Annotated in this window: 16 protein-coding genes and 1 pseudogene; 7 read left to right on the top strand and 10 right to left on the bottom strand. The window is 62.4% G+C overall.

Annotated features, from left to right (window positions below):
• Positions 1-20: 20 nt before the first annotated feature.
• Both V6M90_RS13560 and V6M90_RS13555 read right to left on the bottom strand, forming a co-directional pair.
• Positions 21-1,205 (bottom strand): MFS transporter, encoded by a 1,185-nt coding sequence (locus V6M90_RS13560; protein ID WP_332846664.1) that lies wholly within the window; start codon positions 1,203-1,205, stop codon positions 21-23.
• Positions 1,205-2,227: an alpha/beta hydrolase gene (locus V6M90_RS13555; protein ID WP_332846663.1), complete on the bottom strand. Its 1,023-nt coding sequence runs from the start codon at positions 2,225-2,227 to the stop codon at positions 1,205-1,207. The genes V6M90_RS13560 and V6M90_RS13555 overlap by 1 nt, the downstream gene beginning before the upstream one ends.
• Before the next feature lie 164 nt (positions 2,228-2,391).
• On the opposite strand from V6M90_RS13555, the gene V6M90_RS13550 reads away from it, so the two are divergent.
• Positions 2,392-3,315, top strand: coding sequence for an AraC family transcriptional regulator (locus V6M90_RS13550; protein ID WP_305427234.1), 924 nt, complete (start codon positions 2,392-2,394; stop codon positions 3,313-3,315).
• On the opposite strand, the gene V6M90_RS13545 is transcribed toward V6M90_RS13550, so the two are convergent.
• Together V6M90_RS13545 and proP are read right to left on the bottom strand one after the other, a co-directional pair.
• Positions 3,290-3,796 (bottom strand): GAF domain-containing protein, encoded by a 507-nt coding sequence (locus V6M90_RS13545; protein WP_141063960.1) that lies wholly within the window; start codon positions 3,794-3,796, stop codon positions 3,290-3,292. The genes V6M90_RS13550 and V6M90_RS13545 overlap by 26 nt on opposite strands.
• 51 nt (positions 3,797-3,847) lie before the next feature.
• Positions 3,848-5,350, bottom strand: a complete 1,503-nt coding sequence (gene proP, locus V6M90_RS13540; protein WP_078733030.1) for a glycine betaine/L-proline transporter ProP — start codon at positions 5,348-5,350, stop codon at positions 3,848-3,850.
• A 301-nt stretch (positions 5,351-5,651) separates the two neighbouring features.
• On the opposite strand from proP, the gene V6M90_RS13535 reads away from it, so the two are divergent.
• Positions 5,652-7,055, top strand: coding sequence for an MFS transporter (locus tag V6M90_RS13535; RefSeq protein WP_332846662.1), 1,404 nt, complete (start codon positions 5,652-5,654; stop codon positions 7,053-7,055).
• Here the strand turns inward: V6M90_RS13535 and V6M90_RS13530 are convergent.
• Entirely contained in the window at positions 7,042-8,040 is a 999-nt protein-coding gene (locus tag V6M90_RS13530) for a DMT family transporter (RefSeq protein WP_332846661.1), read from the bottom strand. The two genes, V6M90_RS13535 and V6M90_RS13530, sit on opposite strands and share 14 nt — an antisense overlap.
• A gap of 92 nt (positions 8,041-8,132) precedes the next feature.
• Here V6M90_RS13530 and V6M90_RS13525 point away from each other — a divergent pair, with 92 nt between their 5' ends.
• Positions 8,133-9,047, top strand: a complete 915-nt coding sequence (locus tag V6M90_RS13525; RefSeq protein WP_003174275.1) for a LysR substrate-binding domain-containing protein — start codon at positions 8,133-8,135, stop codon at positions 9,045-9,047.
• Between the two features lie 77 nt (positions 9,048-9,124).
• Here the strand turns inward: V6M90_RS13525 and V6M90_RS13520 are convergent, their stop codons facing one another.
• Complete coding sequence (locus V6M90_RS13520; protein ID WP_332846660.1) at positions 9,125-10,417, bottom strand: PQQ-dependent sugar dehydrogenase; 1,293 nt, start codon at positions 10,415-10,417, stop codon at positions 9,125-9,127.
• Positions 10,414-10,827: a DUF2231 domain-containing protein gene (locus V6M90_RS13515; RefSeq protein WP_332846659.1), complete on the bottom strand. Its 414-nt coding sequence runs from the start codon at positions 10,825-10,827 to the stop codon at positions 10,414-10,416. The genes V6M90_RS13520 and V6M90_RS13515 overlap by 4 nt, the downstream gene beginning before the upstream one ends.
• Before the next feature lie 169 nt (positions 10,828-10,996).
• Here V6M90_RS13515 and V6M90_RS13510 point away from each other — a divergent pair, with 169 nt between their 5' ends.
• On the top strand, positions 10,997-11,476 hold the full coding sequence (locus V6M90_RS13510) for an AAA family ATPase (RefSeq protein ID WP_003174272.1): 480 nt from the start codon (positions 10,997-10,999) through the stop codon (positions 11,474-11,476).
• Complete coding sequence (locus V6M90_RS13505) at positions 11,473-12,246, top strand: nucleotidyltransferase domain-containing protein (protein WP_332846658.1); 774 nt, start codon at positions 11,473-11,475, stop codon at positions 12,244-12,246. Before V6M90_RS13510 ends, V6M90_RS13505 begins: the two co-directional genes overlap by 4 nt.
• Before the next feature lie 30 nt (positions 12,247-12,276).
• Here the strand turns inward: V6M90_RS13505 and V6M90_RS30200 are convergent, their stop codons facing one another.
• From V6M90_RS30200 to V6M90_RS13495, 3 genes and pseudogenes are all read right to left on the bottom strand, one after another.
• The gene (locus V6M90_RS30200) at positions 12,277-13,044 is read right to left on the bottom strand and encodes a methyl-accepting chemotaxis protein (protein ID WP_408637309.1); all 768 of its coding nucleotides are present in this window, start codon (positions 13,042-13,044) and stop codon (positions 12,277-12,279) included.
• 87 nt (positions 13,045-13,131) lie between these two features.
• A pseudogene (locus V6M90_RS30195) lies at positions 13,132-14,136 on the bottom strand (cache domain-containing protein); the annotation flags it as partial.
• A gap of 231 nt (positions 14,137-14,367) precedes the next feature.
• The gene (locus V6M90_RS13495; RefSeq protein ID WP_332846656.1) at positions 14,368-18,354 is read right to left on the bottom strand and encodes a bifunctional nitrate reductase/sulfite reductase flavoprotein subunit alpha; all 3,987 of its coding nucleotides are present in this window, start codon (positions 18,352-18,354) and stop codon (positions 14,368-14,370) included.
• A 579-nt stretch (positions 18,355-18,933) separates the two neighbouring features.
• Here V6M90_RS13495 and nirB point away from each other — a divergent pair.
• Entirely contained in the window at positions 18,934-21,495 is a 2,562-nt protein-coding gene (nirB, locus tag V6M90_RS13490) for a nitrite reductase large subunit NirB (protein WP_332846655.1), read from the top strand.
• On the top strand, positions 21,495-21,857 hold the full coding sequence (gene nirD, locus V6M90_RS13485) for a nitrite reductase small subunit NirD (RefSeq protein WP_003174265.1): 363 nt from the start codon (positions 21,495-21,497) through the stop codon (positions 21,855-21,857). Before nirB ends, nirD begins: the two co-directional genes overlap by 1 nt.
• The last annotated feature ends 65 nt before the right edge of the window (positions 21,858-21,922 follow it).

Genomic DNA, 21,922 nt, shown 5'->3' with positions numbered 1-21,922 from the left:
CTGGGGAAATATTTAACCCATCAGGCGTTGCAGCAGTGTACTGCGCGGTCACTGGCGCGTTGTGCCATCCGCGCGAGCAGCGCCGCCACGCAGAGCAGCGCCGCGCTCAACTCAAACGTCGCCTGATAGCCGCTGAAGTCAAATACCACACCACCCATCGTGGCGCCCGTCGCGATGGCCAACTGAATGATCGCCACCATCAAACCACCCCCGGCCTCGGCGTCCTCGGGCAGGGTGTTGGCCAGCCAGGTCCACCAGCCTACCGGTGCGGCAGTGGCCACCAGGCCCCAAGCGCCTAGCAACAGAGTGGTCAGCAGCGTCGAACTGCCGAAGGCAACCAACGCCATCGCAATCAGGGCCATCAATACCGGGATAGCGATCAACGTGCGGTACAGGCTGTGCTTGAGGAAACGCTCGATCAGGAACGTGCCTGCCAGGCCGGTCAGGCCCAGTGTCAACAGCACCAATGACAGCCCGGACACGCTCACCTGCGTGACGCTCTCCAGAAACGGCCGCAGGTAGGTGAACAGCATGAACTGGCCCATGAAAAACACACTCACGGCCAGCATGCCCATCACCACGGGCGCCTGCTTCATCAAACACAGTACGTTGGCGGTTTTTGCGCTCGCGCGGGTCTTGATCGGTGGCAGGCTTACCAGCAGCCATACCAGCGCAATCACCGCCACCGGCACCACGCAGAAAAACGCCCCACGCCAGCCAATCACACCACCGAGAAAACTGCCCAGGGGCGCGGCGATCACCGTTGCCAGTGCGTTGCCGCCGTTGACCATGGCCAACGCACGCGGCACCTGAGCCTCGGGCACCAAGCGCATGGCGGTGGCGGCCGACAGCGACCAGAAGCCGCCGATGGCGATGCCGATCAGCGCGCGGCCCAGCATGAATACCAGGTAGTTCGGCGCGAACGCCACGACCGTGCCGGACATGATCATCAACAGTGTCAGCGCCATCAGCAGGCGCTTGCGGTCAACCCGTGCCGCTACGGTGGCAATCATCAGGCTGGTGAACAAGGCAAACAACCCCGACACCGAAATGCCCTGGCCGGCCTGGCCCTGGGTCACGCCGAGGTCAGCGGCCAACGGGGTCAGCAGGCTCACCGGCATGAACTCCGAGGCAACCAGCGCAAACGCCGCCAGGGACAGGGCAAGCACCGCGCCCCAGCGCGGTGCCTGTGAGTCATGAACCATCACTTGAGATGACTGTTGAAGAAGGCGGTGAGCTTGGCGAACGGGATCAGCTCGACCCGATCATAAAGGTCCACATGACCCGCGTTGGGAATGATCACCAGCTCCTTGGGCTCGGCCGCACGCTGGTAGGCGTCCTCGCTGAACTCCAGGGAATGCGCGTTGGCGCCGGCAATCAGCAGCAGTGGGCGCGGAGAGATCGTCTCGATGTCGTTGAACGGGTAGAAGTTCATGAACTTCACGTTACTGGTCAGCGTCGGCATGGTGGTGGTCTGCGGCGAGGCCCCGGCGGGTGTGACCTGGCCGCGCGGTGTGCGGTAAAAATCGAAAAACTCGTCGCCGATCGGGTTGCCGGTCAGTGTCAGGGGCGTCCCGCCGGTGTAGACGGTTTCGCCACCCCGGAATTCCACATACCGCTGATTGGCCGCTTGCAACAGGATGTGGCGGCGTTGCTCCAGGGTCAGGCCGTGCTTGAGGCCATTGCGATTGGCCGCGCCCATGTCATACATGCTGACCGTGGCGATAGCCTTGAGGCGTGGGTCGATCTTTGCCGCGGCGATGGCGAAACTGCCGCTGCCGCAGACACCGATCACGCCGATGCGTTCGCGGTCGACAAGGGACCGGGTGCCGAGGAAGTCCACCGCTGCGCTGAAATCCTCGGTGTATAGGTCGGGCAGCACGGCATTGCGCGGTGTGCCGGCGCTTTCGCCCCAGAACGACAGGTCCAGCGACAGCGTGACGAAACCCTGTTCGGCCATTTTGGTGGCGTAGAGATTGGCGCTCTGTTCTTTGACGGCGCCCATCGGATGGCCGACGATCAGGGCGGCGTTTTTCGACGACGGTGCAAGGTTCTTCGGCACGAACAGATTGCCCGCAACCTGCATGCCGTATTGATTGTTGAAGGTGACTTTTTCAACGGTCACCTTGTTGCTTGTGTAGAAGTTGTCGGCACCGTTGGACATGTCGGCTCCCAGAGCAGTAAAAGACGTCACCAGCAGACCCAGGGTGAGCAAGAGGCGTTTCATGGGCGGATCCTTGAAGGGGTTGGTCCGCACATTTTCCCCAGGGCGGGCGCTGTTCTGTAGGGCATTACACTGGATTACTTGCCTGATCCTCTGAGTCTGCGGCATTGCGGCAGACGCCCAAGGGCGGGGCGGGGTAAAGTCCGGTGATCAGAAAAGGGCCTGTCATGAAGATCACTCAATCGCCGCTGGATGCGCTGGTGCAGTCCATTGGTTCAAGGGTCACCACCCCCGGCGACTACCCGATGCCGATTCCGGGTCTGGGTTTTTACCGGCGTGAGCACCCTCAGGCGCCAGTGGTGTGCATGGTCGAGCCGTGCATCGTGCTGGTCGTCCAGGGTAGGAAGCAGCTGTGGGTGGGCGGCGAGGGCTATCCCTACGACACCTCGCGTTTCCTGGTGACATCGCTGGATATTCCGGCCAATTCCGAAGTGCTTGAGGCCAGCGCCCGGCAGCCCTGCCTGGGGCTGACCTTCGGGTTGGACCTGCGCATCCTGGCCGAACTGATCGCGCAGAGTGAGCTGCCGCCCCAGCGGGAACGCTCGGTACTCAAAGGCGTGGGGATCGGTACGGTCACGGACGGCCTGCTGGAAGCGCTTGCGCGGTTGGTGGCATTGCTCGACGAGCCGCAAGCCATCCCAGTGCTCGCCCCGTTGATTCAGCGCGAAATCCACTACCGGCTATTGCAGAGCGATCAGGCCGGTCGGTTGCGCCGGATCTGCGCGGTCGACGGGCAGGGCTACCGGATCGCCAAGGCCATCGACTGGCTCAAGCTCAATTATGATGGGGCGTTGCGCGTGGAAGAATTGGCGGCGCGGGTGCAAATGAGCGCGGCGACGTTTCATCATCATTTTCGCCAGCTCACGGCAATGAGCCCGTTGCAGTACCAGAAGTGGTTGCGCTTGAACGAGGCTCGCCGGTTGATGCTCAACGAGCATCAAGACGTGTCCAGCGCGGCGTTCAAGGTGGGCTACGAAAGCCCGTCGCAGTTCAGCCGCGAGTACAGCCGGCTGTTCGGCGTGCCGCCCAAACGCGACATTGCCGGATTACGCGGCAAGTCGATGCTCAGTGATCAGTCGCGGTCAAATTAGCGAAAAAAATACAGCCGATCAGCCGGGCGAACAGGCTGAGGGTTTCCGGCAGGTTGGGGTCGTCGAACAGCATCGCGCGGGAATCCAGCGCGCACAGTGCGCCGAAGAGGCGGCCGTCGGGGAGGAAGATCGGTGCTCCCGCGTAACTTTCGATTGCGTATTGCTTGACCACGGGCCGCGCGGCAAAGCGGCCGTCTGCGCTGACCTGGGGGATGAACAAGGTCTGGGGGTTGACGCAGAACTCGCTGCACAGGGTGGTTTCCAGGTCGAGTACATCGTCCACGTCGATGCCCATTTCCATGGGGTCGTACGCCGAACACACGATCCATTCCTGGTCAGTGAACTTGGCGATGCCGGCAAATCGCATATTGGTAAGACGCGTGACCAATTGCAGGATGCTGGTGGTGGCTTCTATTTCGGCAATCGCCGCGCGTTCTTGCGCGCTGAGTAACGATTGTGGGGCGGTGACGCTCGCAAGCATGCTGGACACTCCTTTAACGCGGTGGCCTCGGCCACCACGCAGGGTCAGGGTTTAGTTGATACGTGGATGTTGTTGCACCAGGTTCTTGCGCTTGGCTTCCAGTTCGGCAATCTCGGCATCGATGTCTTCGATCTTCTGCTCGATATTGTCGTGGTGTTCCTGCAGCAACTCCTTGGCTTCTTCCATGTCCGACGCCGCCGGTGCCGCGCCACGCAGGGGCTTGTTGGCGGTTTCCTTCATGGTCAGGCCAGTGATCAGGCCGACCACGGCGAACACCATCAGGTAATAGGCGGGCATGTACAGGTCGTTGGTACTTTCCACCAGCCAGGCCACGGCGGTCGGGGTGACACCGGCGATCAACACCGAAACGTTGAACGCGCTGGCCAGTGCGCTGTAGCGCAGGTGAGTGGGGAACATTGCCGGCAATGTCGAGGCCATCACGCCGATAAAGAAGTTGAGGATCACCGCCAGGATCAGGAGGCCGGCGAAGATCAGGCCGATCTTGCCGCTGGTGATCAGCATGAACGCCGGAATGGACAGAAACAGCAGGCCGATACTGCCAGTGATGATGAACGGCTTGCGGCCGATCTTATCGCTGACAAAGCCAATGAACGGCTGCACGAACAGCATGCCGACCATGATCGCGATGATGATCAGCACGCCGCTGTTTTCTTTGTAGTGCAGGTTGTGCGACAGGTAGCTGGGCATGTAGGTGAGCAGCATGTAGTACGTCACGTTGGTGGCCGCGACGATCCCGATGCAGGTCAGCAGGCTGCGCCAATGCTGGGTGGCGACTTCCTTGAACGAGACTTTGGGGCCGTGGCTCAGGCCTTCGCGGTCGCCTTGTTCAAGTTTGTCCATATGCTGCTGGAACGCCGGGGTTTCTTCCAGCGCGTGGCGCAGGTACAGGCCGATGATGCCCAGGGGCAGGGCGAGGAAGAACGGCAGGCGCCAGCCCCAGGCTTCGAAGTCGGCTTCACCCAGCACGCTCGAAATCAGCACCACCACACCCGCACCCAGCACGAAACCGGCAATGGAGCCGAAGTCCAGCCAACTGCCGAGGAAACCGCGCTTGCGGTCCGGCGCGTATTCGGCGACGAAAATCGAGGCCCCGGTGTATTCACCGCCGACCGAGAAACCTTGGGCCATCTTGCACAGCAGCAACAGGATCGGCGCCCAGATACCGATGGACGCATAGCCGGGGATCAGGCCGATGGCGAATGTACTGAGCGACATGATCACGATGGTCGCCGCGAGGACTTTCTGCCGCCCGTATTTATCGCCGAGCGCGCCGAAGAACAGGCCGCCCAGGGGGCGAATCAGGAACGGCACCGAGAACGTACCGAGTGCGGCGATCATTTGTACGCTGGGCGAGGCGTCCGGGAAGAACACCTTGCCGAGCACATAAGCGACAAACCCGTAGACGCCAAAATCGAACCATTCCATGGCATTGCCCAGGGCGGCGGCGGTGATCGCCTTGCGCACCTTGGTGTCGTCGACAATGGTGATGTCATTCAGCCCGATGGGCTTGACGCTTTTTTTTCGTAATTTCATGCGGACCACTCTAAAACCGAACAGGGGAGGTGCTATCACCGCGACAGCACCGCTCTGTCAGTTCAGATACAAGCGCAGGTGAAATAATTCACCTCCAGGCGTGTTTTTTCTCGATTGACGAAAAATCGCTTTTGTCATCCTACAACTGGGTTTTCTTGAAACGTCTGGTAACCAAGCAATGCCTGGACAATTCGCGAATTTTCAGATTGACACCCCGATGGCGGCCCGATATAAAAGCCACAGTTGTACGACGACATATGACGTTACATATGTCCTACCTAACAAAAATAAAAGTGATGCCATGAATCTGAACGAGCCCATCAGTGCCCATCGTGTTGGCCAGGCGGTCGGCAACTATCGCTGGACCATCTGCGCGATGCTGTTTTTCGCCACCACCGTCAACTACCTTGATCGCCAGGTGCTCAGCCTGCTGGCGCCGCAGCTGTCGACGCAGTTTGGCTGGAGCAACACCGACTACGCCAACATCGCGGCGGTGTTCCAGTTTGTGTATGCGATCTCGATGCTGTTCGCCGGGCGCTTTGTCGACAAGATCGGCACCAAGGCCGCCTATGTGATCGCGATTGCGATCTGGTCCACCGGCGCGATCATGCACGCGTTCTCAGTGCCGATGGGCGAGGGCATCGCTGCCGTCAGCGGCGCCATCGGGCTGGCGGTGATTCCGGTGTCGATTGCCGGTTTCATGCTCTCCCGCGCAGTACTGGCGATTGGCGAGGCGGGTAACTTTCCGATTGCGATCAAGGCCACCGCCGAATATTTCCCGAAGAAAGAACGCTCCCTGGCCACTGGCATTTTCAACTCCGGTGCCAACGTCGGCGCGATCCTGGCGCCGATCTGCGTGCCCTTGATTGCCGGCATGTGGGGCTGGGAAGCGGCCTTCATGGTCATCGGCATGCTCGGCTTCGTGTGGGTCGCGGTGTGGGCGGCGGTGTACGAAAAGCCCGAGCAGCAAAAACGTCTTTCGGCCGAAGAACTGGCCTACATCCGTAGCGACCAGACCCTGCAGCCGTTCGCCAAGGCGTCCGCCGGCACGGTCGAGAAAAAAGTCTCGTGGTTCAAGTTGCTGACCTACCGCCAGACCTGGGCCTTTGCCTTCGGCAAGTTCATGACCGACGGCGTGTGGTGGTTCTTCCTGTTCTGGCTGCCCACTTACCTGTCGGCGCAGTACGGCATGAAAGGCGCCGATATCGTGATGCCGCTGGCCGTGCTGTACAGCATGACCATGGTTGGCAGCATCGGCGGCGGCTGGTTCCCCAGCTACTTCATGGCGCGCGGCGATGCGCCGTATGACGGGCGTATGAAGGCCATGCTGGTGATCGCATTGTTCCCGCTGGTGGTGTTGCTGGCGCAGCCGCTGGGCTATATCAGCTTCTGGGTGCCGGTATTGCTGATCGGCGTGGGCGCCTCCGCGCACCAGGCGTGGTCGTGCAATATCTTCACCACCGTGTCCGACATGTTCCCGCAGAAAACCGTGGCCTCGGTGGTGGGAATTGGAGGCATGGCCGGTGGTCTCGGCGGCGTGGTGATGACCAAGATCGGCGGCTGGGTGTTCGATTACTACAAGTCGATCAACGACATCCACACCGGCTACATGATCATGTTCGCTATCTGCGCGCTGGCGTATCTGGTGGCTTGGAGCGTGATGAAGAGCCTGGTGCCGCGTCACAAGGAAATCACTGATCTGTAAAGCGGCCGGGGCTTGAGTCGATCAAGCCCCGTTTTACAGGGACGCTTGCCCCGGTCAGGATGATCCGCACCGCCATCACCACTCCCATCAACACGGCGGCCAGGCCAGCGGCTTCCATCGGCGTTGGCCAGCGCTCGTGAAACCACAGGCCGAGCAGCGTGGCGAACAGCGACTCGAGGGCAATCAGTTGCCCGCTCAGCACCATGGGCAGGCGCCGGGTTGCGGCGTTCCAGGCCCAGGCACCCACCACGGTGGACATCACCGCGATGATCAAACCCCAGGTATACAGCGGCCCTGCCTGGCTCAGGCTGAAGCCCAGGGTTGGCAGTTTGAGCAAGCCCAGGGCCAGCACCCCAGGTAGCAGGCACAACGTCGAGATACCCGCACCCACCAGCATCAAGGCGCTCCAAAGCCCGGTGGCCGACGCCGGCAGTTTCATCAATTGCCGTTGGTTGATCACACTGAAGCCAATCCACAAGGCCACTGCACTCACCGAAAAAAACAGCCCGCCCAGCCAGGCGACAATGCCCAATGACGGCTGATGCACGCTGCTGAGGTTCGACAGCAACAAGCCTGCCGTTACGCAGGCCAGCGGTGCCGCCAGCCGACGCCACTGTATGGTCTTGTCGCGGGCGTTGCCGACCAGCGCGAGCAACACCGGAACCAGACCGACAAACGCGGGCGTCAGTACCGGGCCGCCGAACACCACACCCGCAGCGATGCACACGCCGTACCCCAGGCAACCGAGGGCACCGAGCGCAGCGGCGACGCACCATTGGCCAGGCCCGAGCACACGCAGGTGGGCCCGGCACAGCAGGGTGCCCACCAGGCCCACTATTCCTGCGATCAGAAACCGCACCACCATCAGGTCGTAGAGGCTGTAGGCGCCGCTGACGTAAGGGGTGATGAAGTTCAGCGCCCAACCCAGGGTCGCCACCACCGCCAGCATCACGCCGGCGAGCATCGATGTTTGCATTGAGTTCATCAGGGTTATCCATCAGGAAATGGATGCATGGTGCCCAGGCGTGCCGCTGTGCTACAAACGAGTTCTCGGCCCTGAATGCATAACCTGAAATCATGAATACACTCGGCAAGACCCTACCGCCCCTGGCCAGCTTGTTGCCGTTTGAAGCGGCGGCGCGCCTGGGCAGTTTTTCCAAGGCCGGTGATGAGCTGCACATCACCCAGGCCGCCATCAGTCGCCAGATACGCGGGCTGGAGGACAACCTCGGGGTGAAGCTGTTTTATCGGCGCAACCGTGCGGTGTTCCTCACCCAGGAAGGACATGACCTGGCGCGGGTAGTCAGCGACGCATTGCACAGCATCCGTGACAGCGCCGCGCGCCTACGGGCCTCACCGCACAGCAATCGGGTGGTACTGCTCTGTCAATTGTGTGAGGCGTTTTATTGGCTGATGCCGCGCCTGTCGAGCTTTCACCAGCAATACCCGCAGATCGAAATCCAGGTGGTGACTTCCACCCGACCCTTGACGGAATTCACGGGTCCCTTCGACGTCGCCCTGCAAAGCACGCGGCGCGCCAGCGGCGCGCATCCGTTGATGTTCACCGCCTCCGACGAAGTATTTCCGGTGTGCAGTCCAGCTTACCTCGCCACGCCAAAACCCCTGTCACTGGCCGATTTGCAGTCATGCACGTTTTTGCACCACAGCTCCGAGCCTCCGCACCTGATGGAGTGGGAGAGCTGGTTGCAAGTGTTCGGTCAGGCATTGGCCGAGGATGCGCGCAGTGTCACGTTCGATAGCTACCCGCTGATGTTGCAGGCGGCGGTGGAGGGGCACGGGGTCGCCATGGGTTGGCAGCGTACGGCGGGCCGTTTGATTGAAAGTGGTGCGCTGGTGCGGCCGTGCGCCGAGCGGGTGTATCTGCCCGAGGCGATTTCGATTTACCGGCATCAAGAGGCGGGCAGCCGGGCAGAGATAGCGGCGTTGCTGGGCTGGCTGGAGGCGCAGTTGCAGAGTGAAGGTGACAGCTGACCACCTTTGGGGTCCCCGTCACTCCCCCACTGCGCCCCCCACATTTGGATCTCCATCAGGCAGACAGGTATCAGCGGCTACTGAGTCCGCGTCACCCGCCACACGGTGTTGGCCAGGTCATCGGCGATGATCAGCGCACCTTTGGGGTCCACCGTCACCCCTACCGGACGACCGCGGGTCTTGCCGTCATCCCCACGAAAGCCGGTCGCAAAATCAATCGGTTCGCCCGAAGGCTTGCCATCACGGAACGGCACGAAGATCACCTTGTAGCCCACCGGGTTCGGGCGGTTCCAGCTGCCGTGCTCGCCGACGAACACGCCATCGGCAAACTTCTCGCCCATGGCCGGGATGGAAAAGTCCACGCCCAGTGCGGCTACGTGGGAGCCCAGGCTGTAATCCGGCTTGATCGCGGCGGCGACTTTGGCCGGGTTCTGCGGTTGCGCGCGCGGGTCGACGTTCTGGCCCCAGTAGCTGTAGGGCCAGCCGTAGAAGGCGCCTTCACGCACCGACGTCAGGTAATCGGGCACCAGGTCGGGGCCGAGTTCGTCACGTTCATTAACCACTGTCCACAGTTGCCCGGTGCCGGGTTGAAGGGTCAGGGCCGTGGGGTTGCGCAGGCCGGTGGCGTAGGGTTTATGCGCGCCGGTGGCGGCGTCGATCTGCCAGACCATGGCACGGTCGATCTCCACTTCCATGCCACGCTCGGTGATGTTGCTGTTGGAGCCGATGCCCACATACAGCTGGCGCCCGTCGGCGCTGATGGTCAGGGATTTGGTCCAGTGATGGTTGATCTGCGCCGGCAGGTCGGTAACCTTGGTCGGTACGCCGTCGGCTTTGGTCTGGCCATCGGTGTAATCGAAACGCAGCAGTGCATCCTGGTTGGCCACATACAGCTTGCCATCGGCATACGCCAGGCCGTAGGGCGCGTTGAGGTTGTCGGCGAAGACTGTTTTCAGTTCGTAGGTGCCGTCACCGTCGGCATCGCGCAGCAGGGTCAGGCGGTTGCCGCCCTTGACCTGGGTGTTGCCCTGGGCCTTGATCACGCTGGCGATCACATCCTTGGGCTTGAGCTTGGCCGCACTGCCGCCGCGGCCCTCGGCGATGAGGATGTCACCGTTGGGCAGTACCAGGGTCTGGCGCGGGATGGCCAGGTCGGTGGCGATGGCGGTGATGCTGTAGCCCTCCGGCACCTTGGGTTTCTGCTCGCCCCAGGGGGTTGGCTCGGCGATTTTCATGCTCGGTACCAAGCTGCTCTGTTGCTCCGGCAGCTTGGGATCGGGGCCGCGGGCCTGGGTCTTGTCACCTTCGCCACCGCAGGCGCTCAACAGCAGGGCCGCAGTCAACAGCGTCAACGTGTGCGACGTTTTCATCGGGCACCTCCCGAACGCAGGCCGGTCCAGGTCGCCGCAAGCGTCAGCACGCTCACAATTGCCGACAGCACCAGGCCCGCGGGCATCGTCGCGTAGGCGTCCTTGGCATGCTGGAAGGCGTTGATCAGCCCGAGCACCCAGGTTGCCAATACCAGTAGAAAGTACACGAGCGGTTGCCCGGCCTTGTGTTCGGCGCGCACCAGATTGACCAGCGCAAACAACAGCGCGAGCCCGGCAAACACCAGCGCGCCGGCGATCAGCCAGGAGGCGAAGTTGGCCCATTGAATCTGGTAGGTCTGACCGTAGGCAATGTCACTGAGCAGGGCGCCAAGGAACAACGGCACGGTGCCCGCGAGCAACGTCGCGTGCAGCGGGCCTGGCGTGGGTCGATAAGTTGCGAGGGTAGTCATGGTGGCGGCGGCTCCTTGTTGTTTTCCAACGTTATCAACGCCCCAGGTCGGGGCAGCACATAGGAAGTGAACGCAGCGCCAGTAGGAAAGTTCAGGGCAATTGACGCTGAAATGTTATGAAACAGCGTCAAAGATGGCATGCTTCAAGGCCACACAAAGGAAAGCCCCCATGCCGACCCTGCACCTGCTGTGCGGCAAGATCGCCTCGGGCAAGTCAACGCTTGCCAACACCCTCACCGCTGAACACGGCGCGATACTGCTCGGCGAAGACCATTGGCTTGCGCAGTTGTACCCCGGTGAAATTCTGTCGCTGGCCGATTACCTGCGCTGCGCCCAGCGCATTCGTGGCGTCATGGGGCCGCTGGTCATCAATCTGCTGGCGTCAGGCAACAACGTGGTGCTGGATTTTCCGGCCAATACCCTGAGCCAGCGCGAATGGCTGTTTGGCCTGGCCCAGGCGGCCCAGGTGCCGCACCGCCTGCACTACCTCGAACTCGACGACGACACGTGCCGCGCACGGCTGCATGCACGCAATGCGCGCGGTGAGCATGATTTCGCCGCGACGGATGCCGAGTTTGATCTGATCACGCGCCATTTTTGTGTGCCGAGTGAAGAGGAGGGGGTGGTGATTGAGGTGCATCGCGCATGAGAACTGCGGCTACGGGCCTGGATGCGCAAGGCTTTATCCTCACTGTCTCGGATCGACCGGTGCAGCGTGAATACCAGCCACTGCTTGCCGATGTTTGCGCTTCGCTCCCGCAGGCGGGCATCGGGTTGGACGGGATTTATCTTTACGGCAGCGTCGCGAGAGGGGATGCCGTACCCGGTGTTTCCGACCTGGACCTCACGTTGGTGCTGCACGAACCGGCAACTGCGCAGGTGTTGGAACAATTGGAGGCGATCCGCCACGCACTGGAGCAGCGACATCCCCAGGTCAGTAAGATCGATTTCGATATCGGCAGCCGCTCGCAGGCACTGGCGGCCGAAAACAGACATAGCTGGGGCTACTGGCTCAAGCACCATTGCCGTTGCATCTGGGGCAACGACCTGGCGCAGCACTTCGAGCGGTTTCGGCCGTCCCGTGAAATCGCCCTGGCGGTGAACGGTGACGTTGAACAGGTGCTGGCCGGGTACCTTGCCCGCATCGCACGCGCCGATACCGAGCAGGTGCGCCTTCGCCTGCAGCGTGAAGCCTCGCGAAAACTGATCAGGGCCACGCATGCCGTGTGCCTGGATGTTGCATCGTCATGGCCTCAAACACTTGAAGAGCATGCAGCGATGTTCGTCCGATGTTATCCGGCCAAGGTGACCCAGGTAGCGTTCTTTTTGTTCGAAGCCAGAAACCCTGAGGCTGAGGCCGGTCACTTTTCTACCCGGCTTCAAGCTTTTCTAAGCTGGATGGTTTCACTTCAACAATAGCCACCGCCGGTCTGGGTTGTTGCCAACGTTCTACGACTTGAACCGCCCCACCAGCCCATTCAGCTCATCCGACAGGTCCGACAACCGTCCCGAGTCGTCCTGGGCCGAGTTGGCCAGGCTTTCCACCAGCCGCGCTTCGTCGTAGATCTGCTGGATATGCCGGTTGATCTCCTCAGCCACGCTGTGTTGTTCCTCTGCGGCGGCGGAGATCTGCAGGTTCTGGTCGCGGATTTCGTTGACCGACAGTTCGATCCCCTCAAAGCTGCCCCGTGCGCTTTCGATGGACGACACGCTGGCCTTTGACAGGTCCAGGCAACTGCTCATTTTTTGCGTGACTTCCTCGGTCTTGCTGCCGAGGGTGCCGAGCAGGTGTTCGATTTCGCCGGTGGAGTCCGAGGTGCGCTTGGCCAGTGCGCGCACTTCGTCGGCCACCACGGCAAAGCCACGGCCCTGGTCACCGGCGCGGGCGGCTTCGATGGCGGCATTGAGTGCCAGCAGGTTGGTCTGTTCGGCAATCGCACGGATGGTGCCGAGGATCTGGTTGATGCTGCGGCTACCGGCTTCCAACTCGACCATGGCCTGGGACGATTCGCTCAGGCGCCGGCCCAGGCGGTTGACGTTGTCGGTGGTGACCTCGATCTGCTGCTTGCCCTCGGCCACACGGCGGTGGCCGTTCTCGGCCGACTCGGCGGCGCTGCTGCAAGAGCGGGCCACTTCGTTGGCCGTGGCGACCATTTCATTGAACGCGGTCGACACCAGTTCCACCGCTTCGCGCTGGCGTCCGGCGGCCTCGTTCATGTTATGCGCCACCTCGCTGTTGACCTTGGAGGCGTTCTGCAAGTTGGTCGAGGCGGCGCCGATGTGCTGGATCAGTTGGCGAATGGCCGCGAGAAACTTGTTGAACCAGCCCGCCAGTTCGGCGGTTTCGTCCTTGCCTTGCACCTGCAGCGAGTGGCGCAGGTCGCCTTCACCCTCGGCGATGGACTGCAAGCCGGTGCTGACCTGGCCGATGGGCTTGACGATGACCTTGGAAAACGCCGCCGCGAGCAACCCGAAGACCAGCACCAGCACGGCGACGATGATCGCGGTGATGTAGGTCATGCGCGTGGCTTCGGCCATGACTTCGTTGTGTTCGATCAGGCCGATATAACGCCAGCCCAGGCCAGGGGAGGTCCACACGTTGGCCATATAGCGCACGCCATTGATCTCCACTTCGGTAGAGCCCTGCGTTGTATCCGCCAGGTGCGCATAGGCCGCGCCGAGGTCCTTGAGTGGTTTGAAGCTATGGGCCGCGTCGCGCGGGTCGACCAGCACCACGCCGTCTTCGATCAGCATCACGTAGCCGCTTTCGCCAAGCTTGATGCTCTTGACCAGCTCGGTGAGGTTTTTCAGCGACACGCTGACCACGAATACGCCCTTGGCTTTGCCGGCGTTGTCCAGCAACGCCCGCGCGGTGCCCACCAGGGCCACGTCGTCTTTGTCGTAGTAATACGCCGGGGTGCGCACGGTTTTGCCGGGGCTGGCCATCGCCGCCTTGTACCAGGGGCGCGCGCGCGGATCGTATTTGGCCAGTTGCGGGTCATCCGGCCATTTGACGTAGGTGCCGTCTTCCAGGCCGATGGACAGGATCGCCGCCGCCGGGTGGGTGGCGCCAAAGCGCGCGAAGCGGTCGATCACGGCTTGCGCCGGCGCGGGCATCGGCTGGCTCGCCGCGTCGGCGGGCTGGTAGTTCTTCAGCGTATCGATAGACGTGTACACAGGATCGGTGGCCATCTGATCGACGTTTTGCTGCGTGCCGTCGAAGAACTGGCGGATGTTGCCATCGATCTGGCGGATTTCCCGGGTACTGCCGTCGATGAACTGATCGACCGCCTGGGTCCGTGTGTTCATCACAGAGATCACGGCCACCAGGCTTACCGGGATAAACGCAACGGAGACAAAAGCCAGCACCAGCTTATTCTTTATTTTCATCGAGACGACCATCGGCGTAGAGGGCGGTTAAATCGTCACGTTCTATAAAAAGAACACCGGCGATTTGCTATCAATGATGTCTCGGCCATGACTGGATAAAACTTTAGGGTTTTTTGTACACAATACAAAACTCGATTGTTCTGTATCCAATCAGTACACATCACGCAGATAACGTTTCTGCTCGCTCAACTGGCGCCAGTACTCGATGGCACTCTCTGCGCCAAGCCCGCCGTGGGTTTGAGCCACCTGGCGCAATGCCTGGTCGACATCCTTGGCCATGTGGCTGGCATCGCCGCAGATGTAAAGCCTGGCGCCGTCCTGCAACCAGCGCCACAGCTCGGCGCCCTGTTCGCGGATGCGGTCCTGCACGTAGATTTTTTGTGCCTGGTCACGGGAAAACGCCAGGCTCAAATGGGTGAGCAAACCGTCGCGCTGCATGCCTTGCAGTTCGTCCTGATAGTAGAAGTCGCTGGCGGCGTGCTGTTCGCCAAAGAACAACCAGTTGCGCCCCTGATGCCCCAGGGCGCGGCGCTCCTGCAAAAACGCGCGGAACGGCGCCACACCGGTTCCGGGGCCGATCATGATCATGGGCACATCGCCGTCGCGGGGTGTACGGAAGTGTTTGGACGGCTGCACGAACACCGGCACCTCGCCGTCACCGACACGGTCGGCGAGGAAGGTCGAGGACACGCCCTTGCGCTTGCCATAACGCACCGCCGCCACGGTGAGGTGGACTTCCCGAGGGTGCGCCTTGGCACTGGAGGCGATCGAATACAAGCGCGGTTGCAGGCGCCTGAGGGTGCCGAGCAACTCGTCCGCCGAACAGTCGATGGGGTAGTGCTGCAGCACATCCACCAGTTGCCGGCCCCACAGCCAGTCGTTCAGTTCGCTCTTGTGCTCGGGCCGCAGTAACTGCTCAAGGCCTGGGTTGGCGCTGCGCTCGGCGATAAAGGCGAGGGTTTCGCTGCTGGGCCGGGCGATTTCGAAATGCTGGGTCAGGGCCTGTTGCAGCGGCACGTCGCCGAAGGTGTCGATGCTCACCGTGGTGTTGGCGTCAAGGCGCGTCAGGTCAAGCAATTCGCTGACCAATTCCGGGCAGTTGCGCGGCCGCACACCCAGGGCATCACCGGCTTCATAGGTCAGCCCGGAGTCCGCGAGATCGAGGGCGAACTGGCGGGTTTCCTTATGTGGGCTGTGGGGGTTCAGGTGCCGGTTGAGCAGCAGCCGTGAGCCATGCAGCTTGGTTTTGCCGGCAGGTGTGGCTTGGATGATGGACTTGGTCGGGTGCAGGGTTTGCTGCAAGCGCATCAGCCAGGCATCGGCGCGCTCTTCGAATTCGGTGTCGCAGTCCACCCGCTCCAACAGGCGCGTGGCGCCCAGTTCCAGCAGCCGCTGGTCGAGGCGCTTGCCGTGTTTGCAGAACTGGTCGTAATTAGGATCGCCCAGGGCCAGCACCGCAAAGCGCAGGGACTCCAGGCGTGTCTCGACGGTGCTGAGGCTGTGCCAGAACGCTTCGCCATTGTCCGGCGCGTCGCCGTCGCCGAAGGTGCTGCTGATCAGCGCCAGGTTCTGCGTGCTGGCCAACTTGCTGGCCGGGAAGTCCGCCATCGCGCTCAGCTCCACGCTGATACCGGCCTCCCGCAGGCGTTTGGCAAACCGTTCGGCCAGCGCTTCGGCGTTACCGGTTTGCGAGGCCCACAACAAGGTGACATCGGGGGAGGGCGCCGGGGTGGTTTGCGTGCGACTGAATAGCCCCCCGAGCAAGCCGTCCAGCCACACGCGCGACGCCTGGGCCAACGGTGCGCTCGCCGGCATCACCGGCACCCCTTCGACCTGGCGGCCGACACTCGATTGCAGGCCGCTGAGGAACCCGGCGAGGTAGGTGCGCTCGCTCTCACTCAGGAGCGGCGCCGGTACATTGCGGATACCGGCGAGTTCGGCGAAGGCGTCCAGGCGCGACATGGCGAGGTTCCCTGCAAGGTCAGGATGGGTGGTGCCCGGTTGGTCGAGGAACTGGTGGTCGATCAGCTCGACCCGCGCCAGGGCAACCGCGCAGCACTTGAATTCGGGCTGCAGCGAAATCGGGTCGACGGCGTCGTGGGTCACGGCGTTGATCGCCAGGTGTTCGCCAAACACATCGTTCCAGTGAAAGGGCGCAAAACAGCTGCCGGGGCGTACGCGGTCGGTGATCACCGCGGGCAGCACCGCGCGGCCACGCAGGGAGCGCACCTCTATCGAATCCTTGGCCTTGATGCCCAGGCGTGCCGCATCCTCCGGGTGAATTTCCACGAACGGGCCGGGGTTGAGCTTGTTCAAGGTGGCGACCTTGCCGGTCTTGGTCAGGGTGTGCCACTGGTGCTGCACGCGGCCGGTGTTGAGCACGAAGGGGAAGGTGTCATCGGGCATTTCCGCCGGCGGCATATGCGGGCGGGCGAAGAACTGACCTTTGCCGCTGTCGGTGGCGAAGGTGATCGCGCCGTTGTGCACGTAGCGGATCGGGTTGCGAGCCGGCGCATCGGCGGCGGCGAGGGGCCATTGCAGCGGTTGTTCACGCAGACGCGAGTAACTGGCGCCGCGAATGTCGTAGCCGGTCTTGGGGTTCCAGGCGCGTTTGATCTCTTCAAACACCTCGCTGGCGCAGGCGTAGGTGAAGGCGTCGGCAAAGCCCATTGCACACGCGACCCTGGCGATGATCTGCCAGTCGGGCAAGGTGTCGCCCGGCGCCTCGACGGCTTTTTGCATCAGGGTCAGGTTGCGTTCGGAGTTGATCATCACCCCTTCGGCCTCGGCCCACAGCGCGCCGGGCAGCAGGATGTCGGCGTAGCGGTTGGTCTCGGTGTCGAGGAACGCATCCTGAGTGATCACCAGTTCGGCGCTGCGCAAGCCGTCGATCACGGTCTGCCGGTTCGGCACGCTGGCCACCGGGTTGGTGCAGATGATCCAGCAGGCCTTGATCTGCCCGGCAGCCATTTCTTCGAACATCGCCACGGTGCCGCCGCCGGCCTCGCGCGGCAGGCTCTCAGGGGGGATCTGCCACAGGTCCTCGATAAAGGCGCGATCGGCTTCCACCAGCATCGAGCGTTGCCCCGGCAGGCCAGGCCCCATATAGCCCATCTCGCGGCCGCCCATGGCGTTGGGTTGGCCGGTGAGGGAAAACGGCCCGCTGCCGGGGCGGCAGATCGCGCCGGTGGCCAGGTGCAGGTTGCACAGGGCGTTGGTGTTCCAGGTGCCGTGGGTGCTCTGGTTCAGCCCCATGGTCCAGCAACTCATCCACTCGTCGGCCGCGCCGATCCAGTCGGCGGCTTGACGAATATCCGCTTCGGCCAGGCCGGTGATTTCGGCGACGGTGTGCGGCGGGTAGTCGTCAAGGAAACCGGGCATGGCCTCCCAGCCCTGGGTGAACGCAGCAATAAAGGCCGGGTCGGTGTGGCCGTTTTTCACCAGCAGGTGCAGCAGGCCGTTGAGCAAGGCGAGGTCGGTGCCCGGTTTGATCGGCAGATACAGGTCGGCCTTATCGGCGGTGGCGCTGCGCCGTGGGTCGACCACGATCAGCTTCGCCCCGGCCTTGACCCGGTCCATCATGCGCAGGAACAGGATCGGGTGACAGTCGGCCATATTCGCGCCGATCACAAAGAACAGGTCGGCGCGCTCGAAGTCATCGTAGGAGCCGGGCGGCCCGTCGGCGCCCAGCGACAGTTTGTAGCCGCTGCCGGCGCTGGCCATGCACAGGCGCGAGTTGGATTCGATATGGCGGGTGCGCACGAAGCCCTTGGCCAACTTGTTGATCAGGTATTGCGCCTCCAGCGACATCTGCCCGGACACGTAGAACGCCAGCGCATTGGGACCATGGGTGTCGAGGATGCCGCGCAGGCGGCCGGCGGTTTCGCTGATGGCCGTGTCCATGGCCAGGCGTACCGGGTCGTGGTCACGCTGCTCACGCAGGTAGGCATTTTCCATGCGCCCTGAATCGGCGATGGCCTGCCCGCAAGTGGTGCCCTTGGTGCACAGGCGACCGGCGTTGGTGGGGTGGGCCTTGTCGCCGATCACCTTGACCACTTTATTGTGTTCGACCTGCATGACGATGCCGCAGCCCACCCCACAATAAGGACACACGCTGCGTACGTTCTGGTTTGCCATCCGTCACCCTCGATACTTTTTCTGCCCGACAACAAAAAAGCGCCCTGCAACCCTCCGTTTGGAAACGGGGGCTGCACGGCGCCTTTGTCGTGTGTGGGCAATCAGCGTTGATTGCTCTTGACGTGTTCCTAGCAAGTCACGCGCCAGCTTCTCATTTCAATTGGATAACGCACCGTGGCGAGGGCGCTTGCTCCCGTCCGACAGCGCAGCTGGAGCCCGCTTCAAGGGCCGCTTCGCAGCCCAGCGGGAGCAAGCTCCCTCGCCACAGAAACGCACTTTTATGAGGCGAGGTGCACCAGCGGGAGGCGCAATCAAAGGGGATCTGGCAGGGGTAGGCAGCTTTAGTGGCCGTGCATGCGGCTCCGTGGCCAATTGGCACAGAGCCTGCAAGCTCACCCTCAACCCCACTCGGTCAACGACGATCGACAGGCCATACAGGTCATGGGCATAAAGCGATGGATCCGGCGATGTCGTCCGAACCGATCCCGCCAAAGAACAGGCAAAGACGCCTGGAACCGCAAGGTTTCAGGCGTTTTTTTTTGCTTTTTTTAACCGTGATGAGTGTTGTCGGGTGCTGATATGAATTCCAAGAACGCCAATCTGAAAGAGCTGAAAACCCTGGTCGTCGTCGGCAATGGCATGGTCGGCCACCACTGTGTGGAGCAACTGATCGAACGCGGTGCGCTGGAGCACTACCATCTGCATGTGTTCAGCGAAGAGCCGATGCGTGCCTACGACCGTGTGCATTTGTCCGAGTACTTCACCGGCCGCGATGCCGAGTCGCTGGCGCTGTCCGAGGCGTCGTTGTACCAGACGCCGGGCATCACCTTGCACTTGGGCGTGCCAGTACTGGAAATCGACCGCGCGCGCCTCGAGGTGATCACCGCCCAAGGCTGCGTGGCATACGACACCTTGGTACTGGCGACCGGCTCTTATCCGTTCGTGCCGCCGATTGAAGGCGCCGAAGGCGATTCGCGCCTGGTGTATCGCACCCTGCAAGACCTTGATGCCATTCGCGCCGCGGCGGCCAATGCCCGGCGTGGCGTGGTGGTCGGCGGTGGCCTGCTCGGCCTGGAAGCGGCCAATGCCCTCAAAAGCCTCGGCCTGGAAGCCCACGTGGTTGAATTCGCGCCGCGCCTGATGCCGGTGCAATTGGATGATTTTGGCGGCTTGGCGCTCAAGGCCCAGATCGAGCGTTTGGGCGTCGGTGTGCACCTGTCCCGCGCCACCCAGTCGATCAGCGCGGGCGAGCAGTACCGCTACCGCATGAACTTTGCCAATGACGAATTCATTGAAACCGATCTGATCGTATTCTCCGCCGGTATCCGCGCCCAGGATGCCCTGGCGCGCCAGGCCGGCCTGGAGATCGGCCCGCGCGGCGGCGTGGCGATCAACGACGAATGTTTGAGCTGTGACCCGCATATTTATGCGATTGGCGAGTGCGCCTCGTGGAACGGCAGCCTGTTCGGCCTGGTCGCGCCGGGCTACCAGATGGCCCGAGGCGTCGCCGCGCTGTTGTGCGGGCAGGCCGCCGAGCCCTTTGTCGGTGCCGATATGTCGACCAAACTCAAACTGCTCGGCGTCGACGTAGGCTCCATCGGCGACGCCCATGCCCACACGCCGGGCGCGCGCAGCTATCAGTTCATCGACGAGGCCAGCGCCAGTTACCGCCGGCTGGTGGTGGACGCCAGCGGCAAGCACGTGATCGGCGCGGTGCTGGTCGGCGATAACAGCTACTACGACACCTTGCTGCAATATATGCAGAACGCTATCGCGTTGCCGGCCGAACCGGCCAGCCTGATCCTGCCGTCGTCCGCCGGCGCGCCGACGCTGGGCCCTGGCGCGTTGCCGGAATCGGCCACCGTCTGCTCGTGCCACAACGTCAACAAGGGCGCGATCTGCTCGGCCATCGATGCCGGCTGCAGCGACCTCGGCCTGCTCAAGTCGCAGACCAAGGCCTGCACCGGTTGCGGGGGCTGCGCCGGCTTGCTCAAGCAAGTCTTCGAGCATGAGCTGATTGCCCGTGGCGTCAGCGTCGACAAGAGCCTGTGCGAACACTTCGCCTATACCCGTCAGGAGTTGTACGCCCTGGTACGCGTGGAAGGGATCCTCACCTTCGAGGAACTGTTGGCCAAGCACGGTCGTGGCCATATTGGCTGTGATGTATGCAAACCGGCGGTGGGCTCGATCCTGGCGTCGTGCTGGAACCAGCCGATCATGGACACCTCGTTGGTGCCGTTGCAGGACACCAACGACACCTTCATGGCCAATATGCAAAAGAACGGCACCTACTCGGTGGTACCGCGCATTCCGGGCGGCGAGATCACTGCCGACAAGCTGATCGTGATCGGTGAAGTGGCGAAGAAATACGACCTTTACACCAAGATCACCGGCGGCCAGCGCATCGACCTGTTTGGCGCGCAACTGCATGAGCTACCGGACATCTGGGCCGAGCTGATCGCCGCCGGCTTCGAAACCGGGCATGCCTACGGCAAATCCACGCGTACGGTGAAGTCTTGCGTGGGCAGCACCTGGTGTCGCTACGGCGTGCAGGACAGCGTGAAAATGGCGCTGCTGATCGAGGACCGCTACAAGGGCCTGCGTTCGCCGCACAAGCTCAAGTTCGCGGTGTCCGGCTGCACCCGTGAGTGCGCCGAAGCGCAGAGCAAGGATGTCGGCGTGATCGCCACCGAGAAGGGCTGGAACCTCTACATCGCCGGCAACGGCGGCATGCGCCCACGCCATGCCGAACTGTTTGCCACTGACCTCGACGACGCCACGCTGATCCAGTACATCGACCGCTTTCTGATGTTCTACATCCGCACCGCCGACAAGCTGCAACGCACCTCGGTGTGGCGCGAAAGCCTGGAAGGCGGCCTGGATTTCCTCAAGGACGTGATCCTGCACGACAGCCTGGGCCTGGGTGCCGAGCTGGAAGCGCAGATGCAGCAGGTGGTGGATCGCTACGAGTGCGAATGGGCCAACGCCCTCAAGGACCCGGAAAAACTCAAGCGTTTCCGCACCTTCGTCAACGACAAGCGCCCCGACCCGGACATCCACTTTGTCCAGGAGCGCGGCCAGCGCCGGCCGATCATGGCCGCCGAACTCAACCTGATTCCCGTCATCGAGGAGATTGCCTGATGAGCCAGCCCAATACTCAGCGACACCTGGCCACCTGGAAAAGCGTGTGCAACGAGACCGACCTGGTGAGTAACTCCGGCGTGGTGGTGTGGCTCGACGGCGCGCAGGTGGCGCTGTTCTACCTGCCCGATATGCAGGACCAGACGCTGTACGCCATCGACAACCACGACCCGGAATCCGGCGCGAACGTGATCGGACGTGGCCTGGTGGGCAGTATCAAGGGGGATCTGGTAGTGGCTGCGCCGATCTACAAACAGCACTACCGGCTACAGGACGGCCAGTGCCTGGAGGCGCCGAACCAGCGCTTGCGGGTGTGGCCGGTGCGGTTGAACGAGGGGGTGGTGGAGCTCGGAGTCAACTGAGGCAATGCGGCCCAAATGTGGGAGGGGCGGTGCGACGGTTCGACTTGCTCCCACATTTGAAGCGC

It is taken from the genome of Pseudomonas lactucae (assembly GCF_036688725.1).
Classification (GTDB): Bacteria; Pseudomonadota; Gammaproteobacteria; order Pseudomonadales; family Pseudomonadaceae; genus Aquipseudomonas; species Aquipseudomonas lactucae.
This window is presented reverse-complemented; position numbering and strand designations above follow the sequence as displayed.

Excerpts from the sequence above, each read along its gene's own strand:
- V6M90_RS13560 (WP_332846664.1), bottom strand. The coding sequence starts at position 1,205 with ATGGTTCATGACTCACAGGCACCGCGCTGGGGCGCGGTGCTTGCCCTG.
- V6M90_RS13555 (WP_332846663.1), bottom strand. The coding sequence starts at position 2,227 with ATGAAACGCCTCTTGCTCACCCTGGGTCTGCTGGTGACGTCTTTTACT.
- V6M90_RS13550 (WP_305427234.1), top strand. The coding sequence starts at position 2,392 with ATGAAGATCACTCAATCGCCGCTGGATGCGCTGGTGCAGTCCATTGGT.
- V6M90_RS13545 (WP_141063960.1), bottom strand. The coding sequence starts at position 3,796 with ATGCTTGCGAGCGTCACCGCCCCACAATCGTTACTCAGCGCGCAAGAA.
- proP (WP_078733030.1), bottom strand. The coding sequence starts at position 5,350 with ATGAAATTACGAAAAAAAAGCGTCAAGCCCATCGGGCTGAATGACATC.
- V6M90_RS13535 (WP_332846662.1), top strand. The coding sequence starts at position 5,652 with ATGAATCTGAACGAGCCCATCAGTGCCCATCGTGTTGGCCAGGCGGTC.
- V6M90_RS13530 (WP_332846661.1), bottom strand. The coding sequence starts at position 8,040 with ATGAACTCAATGCAAACATCGATGCTCGCCGGCGTGATGCTGGCGGTG.
- V6M90_RS13525 (WP_003174275.1), top strand. The coding sequence starts at position 8,133 with ATGAATACACTCGGCAAGACCCTACCGCCCCTGGCCAGCTTGTTGCCG.
- V6M90_RS13520 (WP_332846660.1), bottom strand. The coding sequence starts at position 10,417 with ATGAAAACGTCGCACACGTTGACGCTGTTGACTGCGGCCCTGCTGTTG.
- V6M90_RS13515 (WP_332846659.1), bottom strand. The coding sequence starts at position 10,827 with ATGACTACCCTCGCAACTTATCGACCCACGCCAGGCCCGCTGCACGCG.
- V6M90_RS13510 (WP_003174272.1), top strand. The coding sequence starts at position 10,997 with ATGCCGACCCTGCACCTGCTGTGCGGCAAGATCGCCTCGGGCAAGTCA.
- V6M90_RS13505 (WP_332846658.1), top strand. The coding sequence starts at position 11,473 with ATGAGAACTGCGGCTACGGGCCTGGATGCGCAAGGCTTTATCCTCACT.
- V6M90_RS30200 (WP_408637309.1), bottom strand. The coding sequence starts at position 13,044 with ATGAACGAGGCCGCCGGACGCCAGCGCGAAGCGGTGGAACTGGTGTCG.
- V6M90_RS13495 (WP_332846656.1), bottom strand. The coding sequence starts at position 18,354 with ATGGCAAACCAGAACGTACGCAGCGTGTGTCCTTATTGTGGGGTGGGC.
- nirB (WP_332846655.1), top strand. The coding sequence starts at position 18,934 with ATGAATTCCAAGAACGCCAATCTGAAAGAGCTGAAAACCCTGGTCGTC.
- nirD (WP_003174265.1), top strand. The coding sequence starts at position 21,495 with ATGAGCCAGCCCAATACTCAGCGACACCTGGCCACCTGGAAAAGCGTG.